Consider the following 21,970-nt stretch of genomic DNA (forward strand, 5'->3'; position numbering starts at 1 on the left):
TTTGGGAGAACGTTATTGAATTCATTAAAGTTTGACGATTTTTTACACGATAGGCCTGAACCGCAAGGCGTTGACGTTATCTGTAAGCTACAACATTTTGCTATTATCACTTATGCGGTTGATCCTTGTCGTTTTGATAGTTTGTTACCTGACCGATTTACATTAGACACCGTTTACATTGACGATCAAGAAAAAGCGCTTATATCTGTTGTGCCGTTCATTGATGTCGATTTTACGTCTGCCGTGTACCCTTTTCCTAAGTTTACGATGGGGCAAACTAATTATCGAATTTATATTATTGATAATAAAACGAGTGAAAGATGTGTTTGGTTTTTAGGGACAACCCTTGATTTATGGACTTTAGCGATACCGCGATACCTTTGGAATTTACCTTGGCACAAAGGTAAAGTGCAATTTGATTGTGAATATGATCGCGTAACCCATATTTATACAAAATATAAAATGCACACCAGTGCTCTTTGGGCTCCTGCGCAGGTGGAATTGGTGCAAAAGGCAGATACCAAACTGGTTTTACCGGGATTTTCAGATCTTGAAACGGGACTTGTTTACTTAACGCATCCTTTAGCGGGGTTTTATCATCGCCGAGATGGAAAATTAGGCACCTACCGTGTTTGGCATAAACAATTAGCGGTTAAGCCTGCGCAGCTAAAATTGGCAAAATTTGGTTTGTTAAGTCGCATGGGCTTGGTTTCTGAATGTGAACAACAAACGCCACATAGTGTGTTAGTTGAGCCAGTGAACGAGTTCACTATTTACTTACCGCCTGACGTTATTAAAGAGTAGGGCATTCCTTTCAGGCGAGTTTTAAATGGGCTTACTCTGTGTTGCTCGAACTCAAAAGAGCACCACTATTCTTTCATGTAAGCGTATTTAAACGCTCGCTGAGTGGGCACTTATTATTACGGATTGGTATTAGTTGCGTATTAAGTTTAAGTGTTGTGCTGAGATTTAAGCGGCTTGGTGTCGTCGCTGCCGCGTTATTTTTAATATCATTCAAATATAACCGTTGCCTCATACTTTGCGTTAAAATGGCCTAATTGTCTTTTAGGTTCTGACCCCTTTCTCGATTATATCCCCACATCACTTGGGCATATATTAACCTTATATAAGCGATCAACATCTATGTCATTTAATAAAGAAATAGCCAAAGCTTACCAAATCGGCCTTGCCGGCATTGTGGTAATGAGCACTGTACCGGTCGCTATCAAGTGGGTCAGTGCCGATCCTTGGGTGATCGGTTTTTGCCGGTTGATTATAGCCACAACCGCGCTTTATTTTTTACGACCCGCTATTAAAGCGCTTAACAAATTAACCACTAAAGATTATTTAATATTAGCGGCACTGGGTTTATGTTTTGGCTTGCATTGGATCACCTATTTTTTTGCGATTAAATTAGGCTCTGCAACCATTGCGGTCATTGCCACCATATCGACCTACGGTTTGTATCTTTCTGTTGCGGGGCGTTATTTTTTAGGCCATGCGGTTAAACCGTATCATTGGTTTGCTTTATTGTTAGGCATTGCGGGTACGGTATTAGTTGGCGGGCAATTTGATCTCAACTCAAACGCTCTTATTGGTTTTATTCTGGGTATTGTGAGTGGTTGCTTTTATGGTACGTTGCCCATTATTCATCAAAAATCGACCCATTTAAACGGTGATATCCGTACTTTTGGTCAGTTTGCGGGCGCATTAGTTATTTTTACTTTTTGTATTCCGTTAGGTGATTGGCAGATAAAAAATGATGATTGGTTAGGGCTTATTTATTTGGGATTAGTGGGTACTGTTGTTGCACATTCTTTGTGGGTTTATGCCGTAACGGCATTACCAACAACGGTATCGGGTTTAATCAAATATTTATACATTCCGTTAACGGCTACGTTGAGCTATTTTATTTTGGATGAAAAGTTAACTGCCTTACAATTACTGGGCGGTGTGATCGTTATTTCTGGCTGTATTTTGGGCGTGCTCGGCGATAAAATATTTAATCGTAAGTAATTAATAACGTGATTTCAAAATAGATAAGCGCTGTTTACTTGGCAATAATATTGAGGGTAAACAGCGCGTTCATTTTTGCTTATTATTTTGGAGCAACGTAAGGTGTACCGCCAATACGTTTGTATGTTCTTATCCAGTCTATTTTAAAAACATTATCCGCTTCGACTGATAGTTCATTGACTGTTGGCCAAACACCACCCGCTACCTGCCAGCCTTGAGCCGCACCTGAAAATAAAATGGTTTCAGGTGATGATAAGCCATTACCCTTTAAGTACTCATGTGGGTCAATTATGGCTGCACCTGATACGGTTCGCACTAACTCACCGTTAATATAATATTCTAAATGGAAAGGGTCGCGCCAATATACGCCGACGGTGTAAAAATCGTCTCTCCAGTATGATGGCACTTGCGGAAGTTGATAATAGGTTCCTGATTCAGTAGAGGGTTGATAGTCTTTATTTGGTTTTACACTCTTATCAAAAGTGTGATGGCTTAAATGCATGCGCTGGGCAAACCACTCTCTTGAAGCCCCTTTACTTTCAGAGTAACTTGAACCATAAGCTTCGACAATATCAATTTCTTCAGCGCTATTATCACTTAACATCCATACTGCATTAGCCATAACAGAGTTCATTATTTTAACGCGTGTTTCGATATAAGCAGGATAAATAATGCTGGTTCTAGCGTGGATCGCACTAAAATTATTGGTGTTTTTACTTGCATCAAGTGATGTTGCTTTTAATTCTAAGTTGCCGGCTGTTACCCTCGAGTTATTGGGGGTCCATATTGTGTTGCCAAACCCTGGCCAAGCATTAATGTAACCATCCTCCCATTTTGCGTTAAATTCAACTCCTTTGTTTGAGCCGTAAGGTGTTTCATAATTAAAGCTATCAGATAAATCTTCAACCAACTGCCAAGACACGGTGCCATCAAATTTTTCTGCGGGTACCGGCATGCCATCCCAATCATTAACGACCGCTGTCGAAAATACGTTGATATCACGAGTTAACGTGCTGCTATTACCCGCGGCATCTGTTGCCGTATAGGTTAGGGTGTAATGGCCAACTTTATTTAAATCGACTACCGTTGCCATATTGTTTGTTACGGTAACGGTTCCATCTATATCATCAATCGCACTTGCACCTAAGTCAGTGTAATTATCGGCTAAATCATGCTCAACAACCGCATCTCCCTTTAAAGTGATAACGGGTGGGGTTGTATCTACGATAACCGGTTCACTAATGTTCACGGTACGGGTTAATGAGCTCGTATTATTGGCGGCATCAGTGGCAGTATAAGTAATCGTGTAACTACCGGCTTCATTAATTTTTACTGTGGTATTTGCATTATGCGTGACGGTAACTGCGCCATCAACATTATCAATTGAGGTTGCTCCTAAATCATTATACGCCTCGCCAAAATTATGAGTTACCACTTTGTCGCCAGTTAAAGTAATAACAGGGGCTTGAGTATCAGGCGTAACGTCAACGTCATTGTTCGTATTATCGCCACCGCCACCGCAAGCGACGAGAGACGCTGTTGAAATCAATAATGCTGTCTTTTTGAACGCATAGGGAAGTGAAAGATTAGTTAATTTCATAAAATTCCTCAATTTAGTGTAGATAACATGCCTGTAAACTGTGGTTACGGAGAATAAATAATCCTTATTCATACCGATAAATTACATTTATTTAGTATATTGTTGACAATTATAATGACATTAAATGATACAAAAATAAATAAAATGAAGTTATTTGTTTTTTTTGTGTCATTTTAGATGGTTAATGAGTTGGGTAATTTAATTCGTTTGCAACATGAGCAAAGACAGTTTCGTTGAAACACGGGGGCTTTAATAACGTTGTGGCCCGATTGCACTTATTCACTTCTTTAATACGACTAAATAAGCAGACCCGGTAACGGTGTGATAGGCACTGAATACGTTTGCAATCTGTTGCCTATTTTAATAGTTTTACTCTATATTTTACTAAATATTCTAAACTAAATACGCGATTTAAAGTCTATTAGCTTAAATGGATTAATTAGGGATAAAGTATCAATGAAGTATTTAATGATGGTTGTGGTATTAACTGTTTTTACCGGTTGTAGTATGAACACGCCAGAAAGAATAGAAAAGTCGCAAATGTATTTCGACGAAGCCAAAAAAGCGAATCAAAAAGCACGTCAGTTAGGCGACTTGCCCGGCACACCTGATGGCAGTGATGCCATCAATGCGCAGTTTGAAAGATCTAATGAGAATTTAGTTAAAGGACTTGAAACGCGAACAGAAGGCACTTGGCTAGATTCTGATTTAATTAAGACTTTTTTAAAATTTATTAATAAACATATTAAGTAAAATCATAGGCTTAACGATACTTGTATTGCTCTAGTACCGCTCGAGTAGGTTGGGCTGAAGCATGAAGCCCAACACACACTGTTTATTCCTAAATTTGTCATATTAATATCCAGCCAGTGTGACGTTGGGCTGCGCAAGCTTAGCGCCAACCTACGCGAATGCTTTGGCTAAGATTGCTCTGTTATTTAAACCCCAACATTTAAACTCAAACATTTAAAGCCGAGTAGGTTGGGCTGAAGCATGAAGTCCAACACACATACGGTTAACCCTAAAATTGTCATGTCAATACACACCTTGCGTGACGTTGGGCTTCGCAAGCTTAGCGCCAACCTACGCGAATGCTGTGGCTAAGATTGCTCTGTTATTTAAACCCCAACATTTAAACTCAAACATTTAAAGCCGAGTAGGCTGGGCTGAAGCATGAAGCCCAACACACACGGTTAACCCTAAAATTGTCATGTTAATAAACACCTTGCGTGACGTTGGGCTTCGCAAGCTTAGCGCCAACCTACGGGAGTGCTGTGGCTAAGATTGCTCTGTTATTTAAACCTCAACATTTAAACTCAAACATTTAAAGCCGAGTAGGTTGGGCTGAAGCATGAAGCCCAACACACACACGGCTAACCCTAAAATTGTCATGTCAATACACACCTTGCGTGACGTTGGGCTTCGCAAGCTTAGCGCCAACCTACGTGAATGCTGTGGCTAAGACTGCTCTGTTCTTTAAAGTCGTCATTTATAAATTTTCATGATGCCTAATGTGCTCGCAACTTGACCATACAAACTGCGTTTATTGATATTGCGTTTATTTTCTCGCATTAAATTGTCCAATCTTTTTTCGGATGAATAAAATTATTGCTTAATATATGACTTAAAACCTGAAATTAATCTAAAGGTCATTATGCTGAGTGACCTATTCAGATAAAACGGCTGAATTAATCAACGTGCGATAGTAGCGCTTCAAAACTGGTTGTTACCTGATAACAACGCGTTTTTATTTCGGGTTTTATTGCTATTTGGTCGGGTATAGCAATGGCTTGGCAACCCGCATTTATAGCGGCTAACAACCCCGTATTCGAATCTTCAAAAACGAGTGTATCTTGGGGCAATATGTTTAATGTTTTACAGGCGAGTAAATAACATTCTGGATCGGGTTTGATGGCAGAAATGTCATCTCGAGTAATGATGGCATCAAATTTATCGGAAAGGTTATGGTAAGCAAAGCTTTTTATCACGCCGTCTAGATTACTCGATGTTACAAGCGCAGTGGGTTTGTTCTGTTTTAACACCCATGCAAAAAAATCAATAAACCCAGGTTTGAACGGCACGCCTGCTTTTTTCTTGGTGTCTAAAATGTCGATAAAGCGGGAGAGAAAAGGCTGAAGATTAAAATCACGGCCAAAAATGTGTTGAGCAAGTGGTAAACATTGCTGCGTGGGCACACCAATAAAGGGCTGATACATCTCGGCCGTAAACACTAAATCAAATTCGTTTGCGCATTGGATCCAAGCTTGGCAATACATCGCTTCAGAATCAAAAATAGTGCCGTCCATATCAAATAAATAAGCAGCGGCGTTGGTTAAATTTATCACGGTATCTTCTTTTGGTTAGTGTATGCAGATTTTGCTTTTTGTGTTGTTAAGTGTACGCGTTGTTTAATTTTTTAACTTAAAAAATAATCATTAACGATGTTCAGGCTTTCGTGCACATCAACACAAAACATACCGGCATCTTTAGCGGCTTTAATGCCAGCTTGTGCGTCTTCAAACACAATACAATCTTCAGGTGCGGTTTGCATTAATTCAGCACATCTTAAAAAGGTATCGGGTGCGGGTTTTGGGTTGTTAACCTGATCAGCGCCTACCACATGATCAATTAATTCGGTTAAACCACAGGCGGCTAAAACGGCTTTTGCTTCTTCGGTATAAGCCCCTGTACCAATCGCCATTGGGCGTTTACCGCTGTTTTCTTTAGCAAATTCGGCTAATTTAGTGGGTTTTACATAAATGTGTAATGTTTCTTTAACGATTGATTCTTTATAATCATTCACTTCATCTGCACTAACCGATAACGTCATTTTAAAATGGTTGGCTAAAAATAAGACGGTTTCTTTGGTGGGTACACCCGCAAGTGAGTGCATTAAAGCCGAGTCGATTGGAATACCATAATGATTAAGTGTTTGGCTCCACGCATTTTCGTGCAGTTTGCCGCTATCGACTAACGTGCCATCCATATCAAAAATAATGGCTTTAAATTGATCATACATTTTTTGGCTTCTCCTTGGTGTTTCAGGCCGTTAAATTTATCTGTCAGTGGCTCGGTATAAAGTCATATTGTATTGTAAATTAAGCGGCAGTGCGATCTTGTCGTTTTGAAGGGGTTGCTACTGAATTTTTAATGTCGGTAATCGCCATTGTCGCTAATAACGGATCACCTTAGTGAGTTAAAATCGATAACGGCGTTTTAAAATTAACGGGTAGAATAATCACTTAGATACGTTTTTTGCCTTGTTCTCGCATTTTTCTACGGTGATTTTGATACTTATACCAATCCGTAATAATAAGTGCCCACTCAGCGAGCGTTTAAATGCGCTTACATGAAAGAATAGTGGTGCTCTTTTGAGTTCGAGCAACACAGAGTAAGCGCATTTAAAACTCGCCTGAAAGGAATGCCCCAGCGGCTTTTGATCTGCGTTATCGGTATTTGAAAGGGAACAACCATTCCTGCACACCGACGCCTTGTTCAAAAACCGCTGGATGCATTCTGAGAGATCACTTATTTATATGAATTGGTATTATTCACTTTGTGCTCTTTGTATTGCCGCTTTCAAAAATATGAATTTAAACTTATATTTTAGTTAATGAATATGTCATTTTAAGCACAAGGAGAGTTCATGAGCAGAAAAATGCGTGGGTACATGCAAAATGTGAGTTTGTGTTGCGTATTATACCTATTGGTCGTCTCATCTGTGTTGGCTAATGATGATGTTCAGGTTAATTCAAATACCGTTTTGCATGTTAAATACACCATGAGTGAAAAAATTAATCCGTTGTATAAAGAAAGAACCTTATACTTGTATCAATTATTTCAATTGGCGTTAGAAAAATCGGGCGAGCCTTATCAGTTGGAGGTTGTGCCTATTCCGACATCGTTGCATCAAAGTCGCAGTATTAAATTAATTCAAAAAGGTTTTTATGATGCCCATTGGTTTACGACCAATAAAACGATAGAGCAAGCATTACGGCCTGTTCGGATCCCGCTTTTAAAAGGGTTGATTGGGTTACGGTTAATGTTTATTCACAAAGATAATCCTGATTTATTATCGGATATAAAAAACGTTAATGATTTAAAAAAAATGACAGCTGGACAAGGTATTAATTGGCCAGATACCCAATTACTGCTACATCATCGTTTTACGGTTGGGCAAGCTATCTCGACTGATGGTTTACTCAAAATGTTAGCTGCAAAACGCATTGAATATTTTCCTCGCTCGATATTAGAAATAGGCAGTGAAAAAGAAGCGATCGAGGATATGCCCATTATCATTGATGAGCACATTGCATTAAGCTATCCACTCGCGGTGTATTTTTTTGTGAAAAAAGAAAACAAACGACTGCACGATGTGCTTGAAAAAGGCCTGAATATTGCCATTGCGGATGGTTCGTTTGAGCGCTTATTTATGGCGTTTGCCAACGATTATTTAATCAAAAGTAACATGAAAAACCGAAAAGTATTTATGTTAAATAACCCTTATATGTCTGCAGATACCCCGATAACCAGAAAAGCACTTTGGTATACAGGGCATTAAACCCAATGCTGTGCTACAAATTGAATTTGTGTTTTTTATCTATTTTTTGTTTTTGTGTACCGCAGTTTATTGAAAATAAACGGTAATCATGTCGCTATTACCTTGCTCATCTTGCACGACGATTTGTTGTTCGCCTTTATTACGTAATACATGCTCAACGTTTTGATCTGGCATTGCCTCATAACTATATTCGCCATTAATATACCAATGCTTAACGCCATCACCGCCTAGTGTTTTTAACCAAACGCTAGGATATGCAGAATCATTACCCGATTGTTTAAAAATACTATTGGCCTCAATGCCGATAATTTTTAATGTGCTGCTGGGCGTGATCAGCGTGTTGTTGCACTGAGGATCAACGGGGGGGATCAGTGTTGCGCGTTTGGCTTTAGCATTAAGCCAAGGTTCAAGCACTTTAGGCCAGATGGCAATTTGCTTATGTTGTTTGTTGGGTACGGGGCAATCGAGCGACACGCGGCGATTATTTTGCGGATTATACCAAAATGAAAACAAGCTACCTTGCCAAGCATCCGAATCGGCTATGTGCCAGGTGGGTGGCACGACTTCATCAACGATCCAAGCTTGTTTTTTTTGCTGGCAAAATGTGGAGTCTTGATCGGTTAAGCGAATACCTAAAGGCCAGCAAATGATCTCAGATACAACATTTTTAGGTTTATTAATGGCAGATGCCATGGCGTTAATATTTAATTGATCGGCGACATTAAACAATAATGGCCCCGCGGTTATGCGTCCATAATGGCCGGGTACCGCGGTGCCATCGGGCCGACCTAACCAAACGCCAAACGTATAGTCTTTATTAACCCCAATCGCCCATGCATCTCGATAGCCATAACTGGTACCGGTTTTCCATGCAAATGTATTTTTATGGCGGGTGGCCGCTAATGTTTGGATACTACCTGGTCGACTAATACCCGATAAAATATCTTGTATCACCCACGCACTGGCAGGTGATAATAACTGACGTGTATTTTTGTCCATGTTTAATTCATGTTTTAAATAACGCAAGGTTTTAACTTGCCCCTGATTGGCTAGAGCACTGTAGCCTTGCACGAGTTGTTCTAATGATGTGCCTAACCCCCCTAAAATAATGGCTAAATTGGGGTCTTGGTTTGGGATCGAAAGTTGAACCCCTGCGTTAGCGAGCTGCCCGACAAAACGCTTTACACCATATCGTTCAAGTAAATCAACGGCTGGCATATTTAAAGAACGTTGCAATGCATCACTGGCTGAAACCGGGCCGTTAAATGCGCCATTAAAATTAGAGGGCCTGTAGGTTCCCCAATGGCGAGGCACATCGGCTAATAATGATTGCGAATGAATTAATCCGTCGTCAATGGCTAAACCATAAATAAACGGTTTGAGTGTAGAGCCGGGTGATCGTATTGCTTGCACCATATCGACATAGCCAAATCGGCTAGCGTTGGCAAAGTCGGCGGTGCCTAAATACGCTTTTACGGCTGCAGTTTTATTATCAATAACTAAAACGGCACCCGAAGTTTGTTTAGGTAAGCTTTGCATATATGCCATTAAGGTATCTTGCAGGCTTTGTTGTAAATCACGATCAATGGTTGTTCTGATGACCGGCTTGTTAGGGTGTTGGCTTAGCAAACGTCGAGATAATAAGGGCGCTAACTGATTTGGGCGATAATTAAAACTAAACACTTGTTCTAATTTTGCATCGTCGACAGTTTCTTGTGACCATGTTTTAAAGTCCGCTAGCCGTTGTAATACTTTATCGCGCGCTTTTTGGGCTGCTTTATGATGTAAATCGGGGCGGTAGCGTGTAGGGGCTTGGGGTAATACCGCTAATAATGCCGCTTCTGCATGGGTGAGTTCTACGGCCGATTTATTTAAATACGTGTAACTGGCGGCTTGTACACCTTCGATTGTGCCGCCAAAAGGGGCATTGTTGAGGTAAAGCTGTAAGATTTGTGTTTTATTTAAATGCCATTCTAGCTGTAAGGTTCTGAACATTTGTTTTGTTTTGCCCCATAAACTTCGTTCGTGGGGGTGTAATATACGAGCGACTTGCATAGAAAGCGTGGAGCCTCCCGACACAATGCGGCCGTTAATTATATTTTGTCCAGCCGCCCTTAATAACGATAATGGATTAAAACCAGGGTGATACCAAAACCAACGGTCTTCATAATTTAATAATGCTTCAATATACAAAGGCGATACGGTTGATAAGTCGATTGGATAACGCCAAATACCATTGTTATCGGCAAACGTACGTAAAGGGCGGTTGTTTTCGTCGACCACGACTCGAGCAAATACCCCTTGGTTATTAGGTAAAGAAAGTGGGTGTTGAGCATCTAGCCAAGCCAATATTAACAGGCTTGATATGAATAACGTAAGCAGTGGGTAACGCTTAATTGCGCTACCCACTTGTTTAACATTGTTCAGCAATGCATGTTTATTTTTGAACAATGTTAATATCGCCGCTCGTATCACCAATGCCTCGAATCTCAGGGCGATACATATCTTCAATTAAAGGCGAAGGTACTTTATATACGCCGGGTGTAACGGCTCTAACCATATAAAATAAATTCACTGCGTTGTGCTTTCTTACTTCGACGGCGGCTACATAACGATCGTCACGGTATTCTTGATGTTTTGGCGGGTTATACTGTTGCCACTGGTCAATATTTTTACCTTCTATTTTTATATCATCCAGTTTTATTGCGTGAGCTAAATTTTGATTTTCGAGCTCAAAACCGGCTGGCAACATATCGATCACAAGTGCATCTGGGGTTCGTTGTTCGGCGGTAATGTATAAATGAACAATAAATAAGTCACCGACTTGAACTTGAGATAACTCGGCTTCTTCGCCTTTCAGTGTTAGCCAGTTACGTTGAATGCTTAACCCGTTTGCACTCGCTTGTGGTGGTGTTTTTCTATAGCCCGATACTCGCATGCTGGCCAGTAACGGTTGATCATGAGTAGACGTGAGCTCAACGGTTTGGTTAATCGCTTCGGCGTTTAAAGTGTGTTGGTAAGCAATCGTTTGGTTAATTTGAGTTTTAGCAGCGCCGATTAATAAATTAGCTGACCACACATGACCTTCAACCGATTTTAACGATAACCCCGCTAAAAATAAGGCATTGCGTTCTTGTGTGCTCAAATACTGGCGTTGGTTAATAATATCGGCCAGTGTATAGCTTAATTCGATGGCTTTGTTTTCGGCCAATTCGTGTTTTAACATTAAGTGTATCATCATGGCTAAATCACGAATGTGACTGCCATAATCACCCCAATACTCTTTTCTTTTTTGCGGTAAATTAGACAATGCATCAAGCAATATTTTGTTACCGAGTTTTGAATCGCCCATTTTAAGCAGCGCAATCGCTAAATGCAGTTGTGATAACCCGGTTCTGGCTTGTGAGCTATGATGACGCGCTAAACTACGTAATGTGCCTAAAGGAACTTGGTTTAGGTTGGCTAATACATAGGCTGAGTAGGCTTTATAAGCAAAGTTATAATGATTGGCATCTTGACTCCAACGTTCATTAAACATTTTGTTGCTGCGATTAACATATCGTCTTAACCGTTTTAAGGTTTTGGCATACATATCGTCAGGTACGTTAACGCCCATATTGCGTGCATTTACCAGAAAATCGGCAACATAAGCCGTTAGCCAGTGTTCTTCGCTGGATTTATTGCTCCATAACCCATAACCGCCATTATTGAGCTGCAAAGTGGCGAGCCTTTCAACACCTTTGTTGATCATGTCGATGCGCATACTTTCGTTAACGCTATTAAGCCCCATTAATCGTTGCTTGTCTGATGTAGCATAAATCAGCGGATACACACGGCTGCTCGTTTGCTCTAAGCATCCGTAGGGGTATCTTAATAATTGATTAAGTTGGCTTTGCAGATCAATATTAGCTTTAGAAGAAACTGATATTGCCGCTTGCACGGTCTCTTGATGAAGTGAATCGATAAGCGTTTTATCTAAGGCAAGTGTTTCACCGGTATTTAATATTTTTTGTGTTTGCGTTAATAACGCCGGGTAGGGAGGCCGTAAACCTAAAGACCAATCGCGCGCGATATCGTCTTCTAAATTGTCACCTTTGATATTGAGCGTGAACAGGGCGTTACCACTAAAGCCGGTGGCTTCTATTGCATATCGGAGCGTCGTTTTTTCTCCTTTTTTTAAGGTGATTTGCTGCGGTTTATTTTGTGCTTTAACAGGACCCGTCGCGATTAAGCTCACATCTAACACTTGAGTAAAGTCACTTAAATTACTGACATCGAGAGCAACTGTGGTGTGGTCGCCCATGGCTAAAAAGCGTGGCATGGCTATTTGAGTCACAATTTTATCGGCGATCGTGACTTCTTGCTCGGCATGACCAAATTCTTTATCAGAAAATGCTAAGGCCATTAAACGTAATTGACCATTAAAGTCGGGTATGGCTAACGGTATTGTAGCTTCGCCTAATTCGTTTAACGTGACTAAACCGCTAAATAAAGAAACAATTTGCACATCGGATTGCGGTGCTTGGCCGCCGCGCGTTAGATCGCGATCGCCACCAAAACGTAAACGTGCATTGTCGGCTTGGCTGATTTCAATGACTTTGTTATATACATCTCTCGAATCGACGGAGTAGCGGCGTTGGCCAAAAAAAGCGTCAAATGGGTCTGGTGTATCAAAATTACTGATGCTTAACACCCCAACATCAACTGCTGAAAGCGTAACAAACACTTGTTGTGGTTTAATTAATTCACCCTGAGTATCTTGTTGGCTATGCGGGTTCTCATTATTGGATGTAACGCTAATTTTTACAGGTAACGTTTTATTTGGTAACGCTTTCTCGACCACATCAAATGCAATATTTAATTTACGATGATTACGCTCAAGTGGTAGGTGTATTAGCCCAAAACTGCGTTTAGGCGTTAACGACTTTAAGCGTTCAGCGGGTTGTAAAACCACGGCACTAATATACAAATTATGCTGTGTCCAATCACTTGATACTGGGATCGCTATGATTGCCCCTTCGGCGGGTATGTATTGTCTTTTTAACCAAAGTGGTTTGTCGCCTTCGACCATAATAATGGCTTCACCGGCTTGGGGGGGCACTACGTTAACGTTTACGGTTTCATTGGCTCGATAAGCGCCTTTATCTAAAGCTAATGTAATTTTATCTGGGCGAGCTGCCCCGCTGCCAGATTGGCTTTTTTTCCAGTTTTCATACCAATTTCTGCCGGCGTAAAAGCGGGTGGAGGTAAACAATTGATTGGTCGGGTCACGCACTTCTAGTCGATAATTACCCCACGCAACCGGAAATTCTACGGTGCTGTGTTCACCTTGGTTGATATCAATAGAGGCTGTTAATTCAACAAATTCATTATCATTCCACTCATAATGCCAGCCTCTGGCTTCTGAATATACCCAAAAATAACGACGGTCTTCGCGGATCAGTTTTACATCTACATTACGGGCTACATGCTTAACGCCATCAATTGATGACCTTACAATATCAAAACTGACCTTCGAGTTAGCTTCTGGGTTTTTATCGCCAAAGCTTGAACGTATGCCTAATAACGTTTTACTGGGCCAGACTAACCCTGAGAAAGTGCGTGAAACTGGTCTGCCACCCGTTTCATATAAGCTACTAATAAACATAACTTTTAATGGACTAACGAGTTGGCCCCAATCGCCTTCATAACTCAGTTTACCGTAGCCATTTTCGTCAAGGCTGATGTCATCAATATTAAAGCGCTTGGTGTATTCAGTTTGACGAATATCGCCAAATTCAAACATGGGTAGGCTTTCGACCGGATTACGCCACAAAGTGGTGTTAACTTGGGTTGATACTCGGTTGCCTGAAGCCGGCGCACCGTAAAGGTATTCACCCAATATTTTTATATCAAACGTACCGTATTTATTAACTTGGGGGCGGTTTAATTGATTGTTAGGGTCAAACGTGAGTTTTACACGTTCAGGCAAAAACTCTTCTACTTTAAAATGATATACAGACGATTTTGAGCTTATATTATTGACTTGAAGTTGCCAATTACCGACCGCGGCACTGCTAGGAATTTGCCATAGGTAATGATAATAGTTTTGCTCATTACCTTGCCATTTAAATGTTTTAACTTGAGTGCCGTTTGGACTTTTTATGGTTACATTTAAGGTACGGGTCGCCGTGAGTTGACCATCAGCATCGCGTAATAGCGCATTAAAATCGATAACCTCACCGGGACGATATAAATCTCGTGGCGCGTAAATAAATAGCTCTTGTGGTTTGCTTGGGCGTAGACCCAAATCAAATTCAGATAGATCTAAAGCCGGTTTATGCATTTCGATCACGGATAAGTCTTGGTCATGCTGAGCAATAATTAATTGGCCACGACTTAAACCTTTAGCAAAAGACGCTTGGCCGTCAGGCGAGGTTAAGCTTTGTTGTAATATTTCGCCTTTTTTATTAACGAAGCTTATATTCACGTTTTCGAGTGCTTTTCCGGTTTTAAGTGATGAGGCATAAACATCGAGTTGGTTATCGTAAAATCGAGCATGTAAACCGATATCGGTAACCGAAAACCACATCATTTGATGTTTTTTGTATGTACCGGCTTCGGTCATCACCGCTAAATAGATACCGGATTTTTTAAGTTGGCTAATACCTTCAATATCGATACTGCGCTTAACGCGCGTATTTTTAGGCGCGTCTAGTGCGTATCGGCCGGTGTAAACCAAATCACCAAATTGCGTGATCCTGTCTATTGCCCAATAGCGTCGTCGATTTGATATTTGCTGTAAAAACGATTGTTGTTTGCTGGTTTCGATTTTATAAAAATTAATATCGACTTCTGCAACGTTAACCGTAACAACGGGCAAGCCATTGCCCAAACCTTGGGTTAAAAATGCCCCCGTGGTATCAAAATTAACACTCGGCTGTAATTCACTGGTTTTAACGTTATTGTGTTGCGTTTTATTTAAGCGTTTGCCATTCGCGGCGGTTAAGCCTTGATAAACAGTAATGTCGTAAGCTGAATTGGGTTCTACATAAGGAAACCAGATTGTTTTACCCGAATTAGACAGCACCCATGCCCCTTCAACTGCGCCCTGTTTGGCTGCGCTTACGTTAAAATATTTTTGATGGTTAAGAGCTGGGTCTAAAGGGACTGATAACGTGATCGCAATTGAATTACGCCCGTCTTTATTGCGTTCAGATACATCTAAAATAGTGAGAGGGGTTTGTGCATAATCGGCTAACACTTGTTCGCGATTAAATTGAGGTTCGCTAGGTTCATTTGATGTAACCGCGATAGGGGTCGATGTTTTAGTTTTTTGCTGCGATAGGCTTTGCGTCTTTTCTGTTGTATTTGGGTTTTCAACCCTATCGTTATTGGCTGTATTGTCATCGTTACCGCAACCATTGAGCAGTAATATCCATGAAATAATGAGTGTAGTTATTATATTATTCATTAAGCTTCCTTTCAGCTGCCGCTGAGCCTTGTCAAATTTACGCGCGATTATATACCCAACTTAGGTCAGGATATATCCAAGTTCGAAAATAGATAATAAAATTAAAAAGTGGCGAAAGCAGGGATGAAAAATGACGAATTATGGCACTGTTTAATCGTGGCTAAATTTTTTGGGATTTTGGGCCTGATTTAAGTCACAGACCAATAATACCAATCCGTAATAATAAGTGCCCACTCAGCGAGCGTTTAAATGCGCTTAATCAAGACGCTTGAATGAAAGAATAGTGGTGCTCTTTTGAGTTCGAGCAACACAGAGCAAGCGCATTTAAAACTCGCCTGAAAGGAATGCCCCAGCGGCTTTTGACCTGCGTTATCGGTATTTGAAAGGGAACAACCATTCCTGTACACCGACGCCTTGTTCAAAAACCGCTGGATGCATTCTGAGAGATCACTTATTTATATGAATTGGTATAATTAAATTCAAGTTGCATCGGCTAACTCGTGATTCGACATTTTTTTTAAATCAAACGTATTAATAAATAACCTTGGGTCTTCAATGTGCTCGATCATAGATTGTTCAGGTAAACAGTCGTCATCGACGTAGTCAACGTAATTACCAACTGAATCAAATATGAGTATATCGAGCGCTAAACGATCTAAGCCGTATAAACCACGGTGGATCATATCAGCAGAAAAAACCAATATATCACCTGCCGATAAAGGGATTTTATGCCCAGTAGATAGATCATCACTGCTTAACTTGCCTTCGATTTCTTGGCGCACATTATATTCTTCTTCATTATCCCAACGTTTGTGCGTGCCGGGTACGAGTTCCATGCCAAGCTCATCAAAAAGCGGAACGCGTAGGTGCAAAACTTGGGTTTCTTTAATGACTTTTTTTTGCCCTTCAATATCGTAATCATATTGGCAATCACGATGCCAAAAATCTTTAAGTTGCGGGTTAACTGGGTTAAAAAAGAGTTGAGTGTTCATAAATGCGGGGGTAGCGGGGATCACGGCATCGATTAATTGCATTAATTTTTTTGAGCCAATAAAGTTAAATAAAGCTAATCGGTCGTCGTAGGCTAAATATTGGCTACCGGTAATTAATGACGAATTAAAAGCTTCTTCTTGATAAAATTGTGCGTTGTCTTGCTGCCACAGTTGATGAAATTTAAGAATGACGTTTCGAAGTGATGAAATTTCATCGGCACTTAGGTAGTCTCTAACCACAAAATAGCCTTGCTCGTTATAATCGTGATTGTATTGCGTTTGCTGACTGACCACTAATGATGGTTCCTGTTTATTCGCTGTATGCTTAATGTTGATGAGCAATTTTAACGCATCGTTATCAATTAAAGAAGTGCGCATACCCGAGCAAACGTGATAGCGAGATCATTAAATTGGAGTAAAACGTGGTTTTAAATGTATTAGATAAAACACTATTCACGGTGCTATTACTGTCTTTTTTTCAACTACCTACATTGATAAACGAATATTTGCAGTTTGTTAATGGCTATTATCAAGCAACTCAAGTGCAAGTTGAGGGGTGGAAACAAAACGCCAAAATGCATGAATATATAAATGTGCAAGCGATGATTGATGAGTTTAAGCAAAATGAAAACCCAGCGGTCAGAACAGATGCACAACAAAAAGAAGCCACGTTAAAAGAATATGATGAGCTTATACAAGCGATACGTATTTTAAAAGAGGGCACTTTTTTTGAAAAAACACATTATATTTTTCATCCACAAAGGTGGCCTGTTTTACGAGAAGTGGTTAGGGAACTTAAGCCGAGTATTCCACTAAATATTAAAGAGGTAGGCTACAGTTTTTTGAGTGCTTTATTGTTAAGTTCGTTGATTATGTGTTTGATTAAATTATTGTTTGTCGGTAAAAATAGAACGAATCGGACAGAGGGTATTTGAAGGTTTTTGTATTTTTAGTTACTCTTCTTTCTACTCATTCATACAATAGATAACAGCATCAATAGCGCGATTATTTCTGTGTTATTTGAGACGGTGTTATTTGAGAATACCTTGTTCGAGCATGTTATTACGCTAGCGAGTTAAAAATGGATACAAATCAATTTTTAAACATAATCGATGCGACCCCTTTAGTTTCAATTGATTTAATTGTTGAAACAAGTAATGGGAAATACCTATTAGGTAAACGCAATAATCGACCGGCACAAGGGTTTTGGTTTGTGCCTGGTGGTCGAATACGCAAAAATGAAACATTAGCCCACGCTTTTAAGCGTATTTCGCTAGTTGAATTGGGCATTGAGCTTGATATAACCCAAGCTCAATTATTAGGGGCTTACGATCATATTTATGATGATAACTTTAATGCTAAAGAAGGCATTAACACACACTATGTAGCGCTAGGTTATAAAATAATCATACCGGATAATATTGAAATTAAAACTGACTCTCAACATTCAGGCATCGACTGGTTGTCTGAAAACGAATTATTAAAAAATGACTTAGTGCATCACAATACTAAACGTTATTTTTTATAAAACAGTGAAAACCGTTAATGCGAGTTAATGCGAGTTAATGCAGCGAATTAGCATAAAGTTAAGGAATAACACACAATGAAAAAAATTATTACAATCGGCTTAAGTGTTTTATTAGGTGCATGCACCACGGTTAGTTCAGTTGATCGACCTAAAAATTATTATGCTAATCAGGCGCAAGCTCAAGGCTTAGAATCAGATGCTTTATTAGGCGATAGCGACAAAAAAATTAATGATCTACTAAATTATCAAGTTAAGTTACCCACTCAAAATAGGATCGCTATTTTAAAATTAAACCAAGATCAGAATTGGCGGTTTTATTCAAACGATTTTACGGCTTTAACCTCTTCACTCACCGATGGTTTTGTGGCCGAATTGCGGTCGTCTAATCGGGTATATGATGCCTCATTTTTACCAGCGATGTTAGTGTCGAATAAACGCTCTTTACCGATATTGCGCGAAGCTGCCGCTCGGTTTCAAGCTGACTTGTTATTAGCGTATCGAACATCTTGTAATTCATAGAATATACCCAAGTGACTTCAAGATGCAGGGTTCAGTGGGAATTTAAATTGATTTAGGCACGGCAAGCAGGTGCAAGTTTAACGGGTTAAATTAAGCCTGTTTAACACAGCATAAATCAATTTAAAACCCACCGGGACGGAGCCCCTGAGCGCTTTTACTTCGTTGTTGTATTAACTTGAAAGGGGACTACATTCCTGCATTAATACGCCTAGAATTAAAATCGCTCAAGGGCTCTGAACGTGCATATTGAAGTGACTTGGGTATAAATATCGTTTTATCGACCCTAATGAAACTCGTGCTTATTGCTCAGTTGAAGCTGTTTTACTCGATGTGCGTTCTGGCATTATTACTAAATCGGTTGTTAGTACTCAAGATTTTGTGGCTAAAAAAAATGACCAAGATAAAAACTTTTCCGAGACTGTTAAAAAAGCCGAATTAGAAGCCCAATCTAAAGCATTATTCACCGTGGCAAAACAAGTGAATCACTTTTTAATGAATGTGCCGGTAATCGGTGCCCTTAAAAAATAACATAAAGCCTGTTGAGGCCCCGCTAATTTATATTTTAATAGTGGGTCTCTTATCAACCTATTTTTATAAGTAGTTAATTCTTTTTCAACGCTATTTTGTGTTTGTTCGATTTACGATACAAAGAACAAATGCTGGACTCTTTATGATGAGTTCATTTTAAGTAACCTACCTCATATTTATACCAAAACGCTCTTCACTTTCTAATAAATAAATTATTTGTAAATAAATTTAAATTTTTACTTATGATTACCTGTTATTTCATTGTAAATTGTTGATTATTTGTGATGTAAGGTGTGATGATTACCTTTTATTAATAATTAATGCGAAAAAATATAACAAATGGCGCATGGTTAACGTTAAATGAGGTTTGTTTTGTTCAAATATAAAAAAATAATAACATTGTTATGTGGTGCTATTTTTATCGTGGGTTGTGGAGGTGGCGATACGCCAACTGATAACACCGGGGGACAAGTTGTTGAAACCGATAAAGATAAAGACGGTATCGAAGACAAAGATGATCTTTGCCCTGATGTTTCGGGCTTAGCGGTTAATGATGGTTGTCCAGATGTCGATAGCGATAATGACTCGATTGCTGATCGATTAGATCAATGTCCGAATACTGCGGGTATAGCCGAGAACGATGGGTGTCCTGCCATCGTGGTTGAAGTTGATACCGATAAAGATGGTATTGCAGATACAAATGACCAATGTATTAACGAAAAAGGGTTTGAAGTTAATAATGGTTGTCCATTAGCCCTTGATAGCGACTTTGATGGTATCGCCGATACCGTTGATGCTTGTGCTGCTGAAAAAGGCACTTTAGCGAATAATGGCTGTCCTGATGCGCACCCCGATGATGCTTATTATGTTTCATTAACCGGTAGTGATACTAATGACGGTAGTGAATCACTGCCTTTTGCGACGTTTGCCAAAGCGGTATCGGTAATGTCGGCCGGTGATACGGCGATTATAAAAGGCGGCACTTACACCGAAACGTTGAATATAAAAATACAGGGTAGTGCCGACAAGCCTGTATTATTTAAAGCCGCTAATGGCGAAAAAGTGTATATCAAAGGTACGCAATACGTTAATAACTGGCAGTTACATCAAGACAATATATACAAAGCCAATGTTAAAATGGATTTGGGTGATGTACACAATCAGGTTTATTTTAATGGCGATTTAATGGATTTAGCCAGATGGCCTAATAACACCGATAATGATCCGTATACCATAGACGCACAAGTGATTAAAGGGGGTACGGGTTCAACAATTAAAATGGACAATTTGCCCGATGATTTAACCGGTGGTTACGTTTGGTATTTAGGGGCGCATTCTGGCACCAGCTGGACAAGAGAGATAACCGGCCAACAAGCGGGTGAAATCAATTACACCGAAATAGATATCAATAAATGGCCATTTAATCCGCATAACCCAAGCCTATTTCGAAATAATAACTTCGGACGACTATTTGTTTTTGGCCGCTTAAGCTTATTAGACCACGCGCGTGAATGGTATTACGACTCAACAACCGAGACCTTATATTTTCAAACACCTGATGGCAGCATGCCTGCAAACAACAGCGTAGAAGTTGCGGTTAGAAAAAGTGCCGTTGTATTAGACGGTGATTACCTTGAAGTTAAAGCATTAAACCTATTTGGTGCAGGGATTGAAGTAAAGGGTAATTATAATCGGGTTACCGACAATACCATCATTCATGGTAAACAACGATTAGATGAATTAGATAACAACGACGCTCAAGTGGCAGATGGTGCGATCCATGTTAATGGCCATCATGCTACGATCGCGGGTAATACCATTGAGCACGGTTCAGTTGTTGCAATTAACATTGCAGCCTGGGGCGGTCGAGGTGTGGGGTCAATTATAGAGAACAATTTTATTCGTTACTTTAATACCGTGGGTGTGCACGCATCTGCCATTAGAACGGGCGCAGATGATGTGAAAATTCTTAAAAATACGATCTCTCATGTTGGGCGTGATGGCATCTATTATTCGGGAAAAAATGGTGAAGTCGCCTATAACGATGTATCACAAGGTATGCTTATTAATAACGATGGTGGCGTATTTTATACCGTAGGTAACAGTGATTTAAGGCATACTGAAATACATCATAACTGGTTTCATGATTTTGCCGGCCCTGATTATGCCGACGGACGTGCCGCGGGTATATACCTTGATAATAACAGTAAAGGTTACACCGTACATCATAACGTAGTGTGGAATGTTATGTGGTCAGGTTTACAATTAAACTGGGCTATCTGGCAAAACGATATGTACCACAACACATTATGGAACCCCGGTAATGCGATGGACGCTTGGGTAAACGGCTACACGCAGCAAGACAATCGAGTATGGAACAACTACTCAAGTAAAGTGGCTTGGTTAGATACTGCCGCATACGATTTAAAAAATAACATTATTAACGCTGAGTCACCTTTTGTTGATGCGTCAGGCCATAACTTTATGCCTAAAGAAAACAGCGTATTAATTGATACCGCAATTGATATCAGTGGTTTTGATAAAAAAATAACGGGTAATGCAGCCGATGTAGGTGCCTATGAGCGAGGCGAAACTCATTGGACCGCCGGTGTTAACGCGATTATGCAAGAGTAATTTATTACGCATCGTTAGTCGGTTTTATCAATAAAGCCAATAACATTAAATGCTGTTCACTTTATAAGTGAGCAGCATTTTTTTTATTTAATTGCAGGCAATCTTGCCGTCGACTCTTTGTACTGTCCGGTGCAGAGAG

The 21,970-nt window shown here is 40.0% G+C and carries 15 protein-coding genes; 9 read left to right on the forward strand and 6 right to left on the reverse strand.

All coding sequences use genetic code 11. From position 1 onward, the window contains the following. Positions 1-15 precede the first annotated feature (15 nt). Positions 16-804 carry a DUF2071 domain-containing protein gene (locus DPX34_RS15355; protein WP_111979333.1) on the forward strand — a complete coding sequence of 263 codons (789 nt, stop codon included), beginning with the start codon at positions 16-18 and terminating at the stop codon, positions 802-804. A 339-nt stretch (positions 805-1,143) separates the two neighbouring features. After that, the gene (locus DPX34_RS15360; protein ID WP_111979334.1) at positions 1,144-2,016 is read left to right on the forward strand and encodes a DMT family transporter; all 873 of its coding nucleotides are present in this window, start codon (positions 1,144-1,146) and stop codon (positions 2,014-2,016) included. Positions 2,017-2,098: 82 nt separating this feature from the next. On the opposite strand, the gene DPX34_RS15365 is transcribed toward DPX34_RS15360, so the two are convergent. Further along, entirely contained in the window at positions 2,099-3,616 is a 1,518-nt protein-coding gene (locus DPX34_RS15365) for an immunoglobulin-like domain-containing protein (protein ID WP_198673720.1), read from the reverse strand. Between the two features lie 456 nt (positions 3,617-4,072). On the opposite strand from DPX34_RS15365, the gene DPX34_RS15370 reads away from it, so the two are divergent. Next, entirely contained in the window at positions 4,073-4,369 is a 297-nt protein-coding gene (locus DPX34_RS15370; protein ID WP_111979336.1) for a hypothetical protein, read from the forward strand. Positions 4,370-5,304: 935 nt separating this feature from the next. Here DPX34_RS15370 and DPX34_RS15375 read toward each other — a convergent pair. Together DPX34_RS15375 and DPX34_RS15380 are read right to left on the reverse strand one after the other, a co-directional pair. Further along, positions 5,305-5,961, reverse strand: a complete 657-nt coding sequence (locus DPX34_RS15375) for an HAD family hydrolase (protein WP_111979337.1) — start codon at positions 5,959-5,961, stop codon at positions 5,305-5,307. Positions 5,962-6,032: 71 nt separating this feature from the next. Next, on the reverse strand, positions 6,033-6,635 hold the full coding sequence (locus DPX34_RS15380) for an HAD family hydrolase (RefSeq protein WP_111979338.1): 603 nt from the start codon (positions 6,633-6,635) through the stop codon (positions 6,033-6,035). A gap of 627 nt (positions 6,636-7,262) precedes the next feature. Here DPX34_RS15380 and DPX34_RS15390 point away from each other — a divergent pair. Next, complete coding sequence (locus DPX34_RS15390) at positions 7,263-8,177, forward strand: transporter substrate-binding domain-containing protein (protein WP_111979339.1); 915 nt, start codon at positions 7,263-7,265, stop codon at positions 8,175-8,177. Positions 8,178-8,243: 66 nt separating this feature from the next. Here the strand turns inward: DPX34_RS15390 and pbpC are convergent, their stop codons facing one another. From pbpC to DPX34_RS15410, 3 genes are all read right to left on the reverse strand, one after another. Further along, complete coding sequence (gene pbpC, locus DPX34_RS15395) at positions 8,244-10,628, reverse strand: penicillin-binding protein 1C (RefSeq protein ID WP_157964750.1); 2,385 nt, start codon at positions 10,626-10,628, stop codon at positions 8,244-8,246. Continuing rightward, positions 10,615-15,630 (reverse strand): alpha-2-macroglobulin family protein, encoded by a 5,016-nt coding sequence (locus DPX34_RS15400; RefSeq protein ID WP_111979341.1) that lies wholly within the window; start codon positions 15,628-15,630, stop codon positions 10,615-10,617. The genes pbpC and DPX34_RS15400 overlap by 14 nt, the downstream gene beginning before the upstream one ends. 479 nt (positions 15,631-16,109) lie before the next feature. After that, complete coding sequence (locus DPX34_RS15410; protein WP_232824764.1) at positions 16,110-16,916, reverse strand: phytanoyl-CoA dioxygenase family protein; 807 nt, start codon at positions 16,914-16,916, stop codon at positions 16,110-16,112. Between the two features lie 128 nt (positions 16,917-17,044). Here DPX34_RS15410 and DPX34_RS15415 point away from each other — a divergent pair, with 128 nt between their 5' ends. The 5 genes from DPX34_RS15415 (at position 17,045) to DPX34_RS15435 (ending at position 21,831) form a co-directional block, all read left to right on the forward strand. Beyond that, positions 17,045-17,557, forward strand: a complete 513-nt coding sequence (locus DPX34_RS15415; protein ID WP_111979343.1) for a DUF2937 family protein — start codon at positions 17,045-17,047, stop codon at positions 17,555-17,557. Positions 17,558-17,703: 146 nt separating this feature from the next. Further along, positions 17,704-18,150, forward strand: a complete 447-nt coding sequence (locus tag DPX34_RS15420; RefSeq protein WP_111979344.1) for a GDP-mannose mannosyl hydrolase — start codon at positions 17,704-17,706, stop codon at positions 18,148-18,150. A 75-nt stretch (positions 18,151-18,225) separates the two neighbouring features. Continuing rightward, positions 18,226-18,669, forward strand: a complete 444-nt coding sequence (locus DPX34_RS15425; protein ID WP_198673721.1) for a hypothetical protein — start codon at positions 18,226-18,228, stop codon at positions 18,667-18,669. A 330-nt stretch (positions 18,670-18,999) separates the two neighbouring features. Beyond that, positions 19,000-19,197 (forward strand): hypothetical protein, encoded by a 198-nt coding sequence (locus DPX34_RS15430; protein ID WP_198673722.1) that lies wholly within the window; start codon positions 19,000-19,002, stop codon positions 19,195-19,197. A gap of 372 nt (positions 19,198-19,569) precedes the next feature. After that, positions 19,570-21,831 (forward strand): right-handed parallel beta-helix repeat-containing protein, encoded by a 2,262-nt coding sequence (locus DPX34_RS15435; protein WP_198673723.1) that lies wholly within the window; start codon positions 19,570-19,572, stop codon positions 21,829-21,831. The last annotated feature ends 139 nt before the right edge of the window (positions 21,832-21,970 follow it).

This window comes from Algibacillus agarilyticus (assembly GCF_003286125.1).
Classification (GTDB): domain Bacteria; phylum Pseudomonadota; class Gammaproteobacteria; order Enterobacterales; family Alteromonadaceae; genus Algibacillus; species Algibacillus agarilyticus.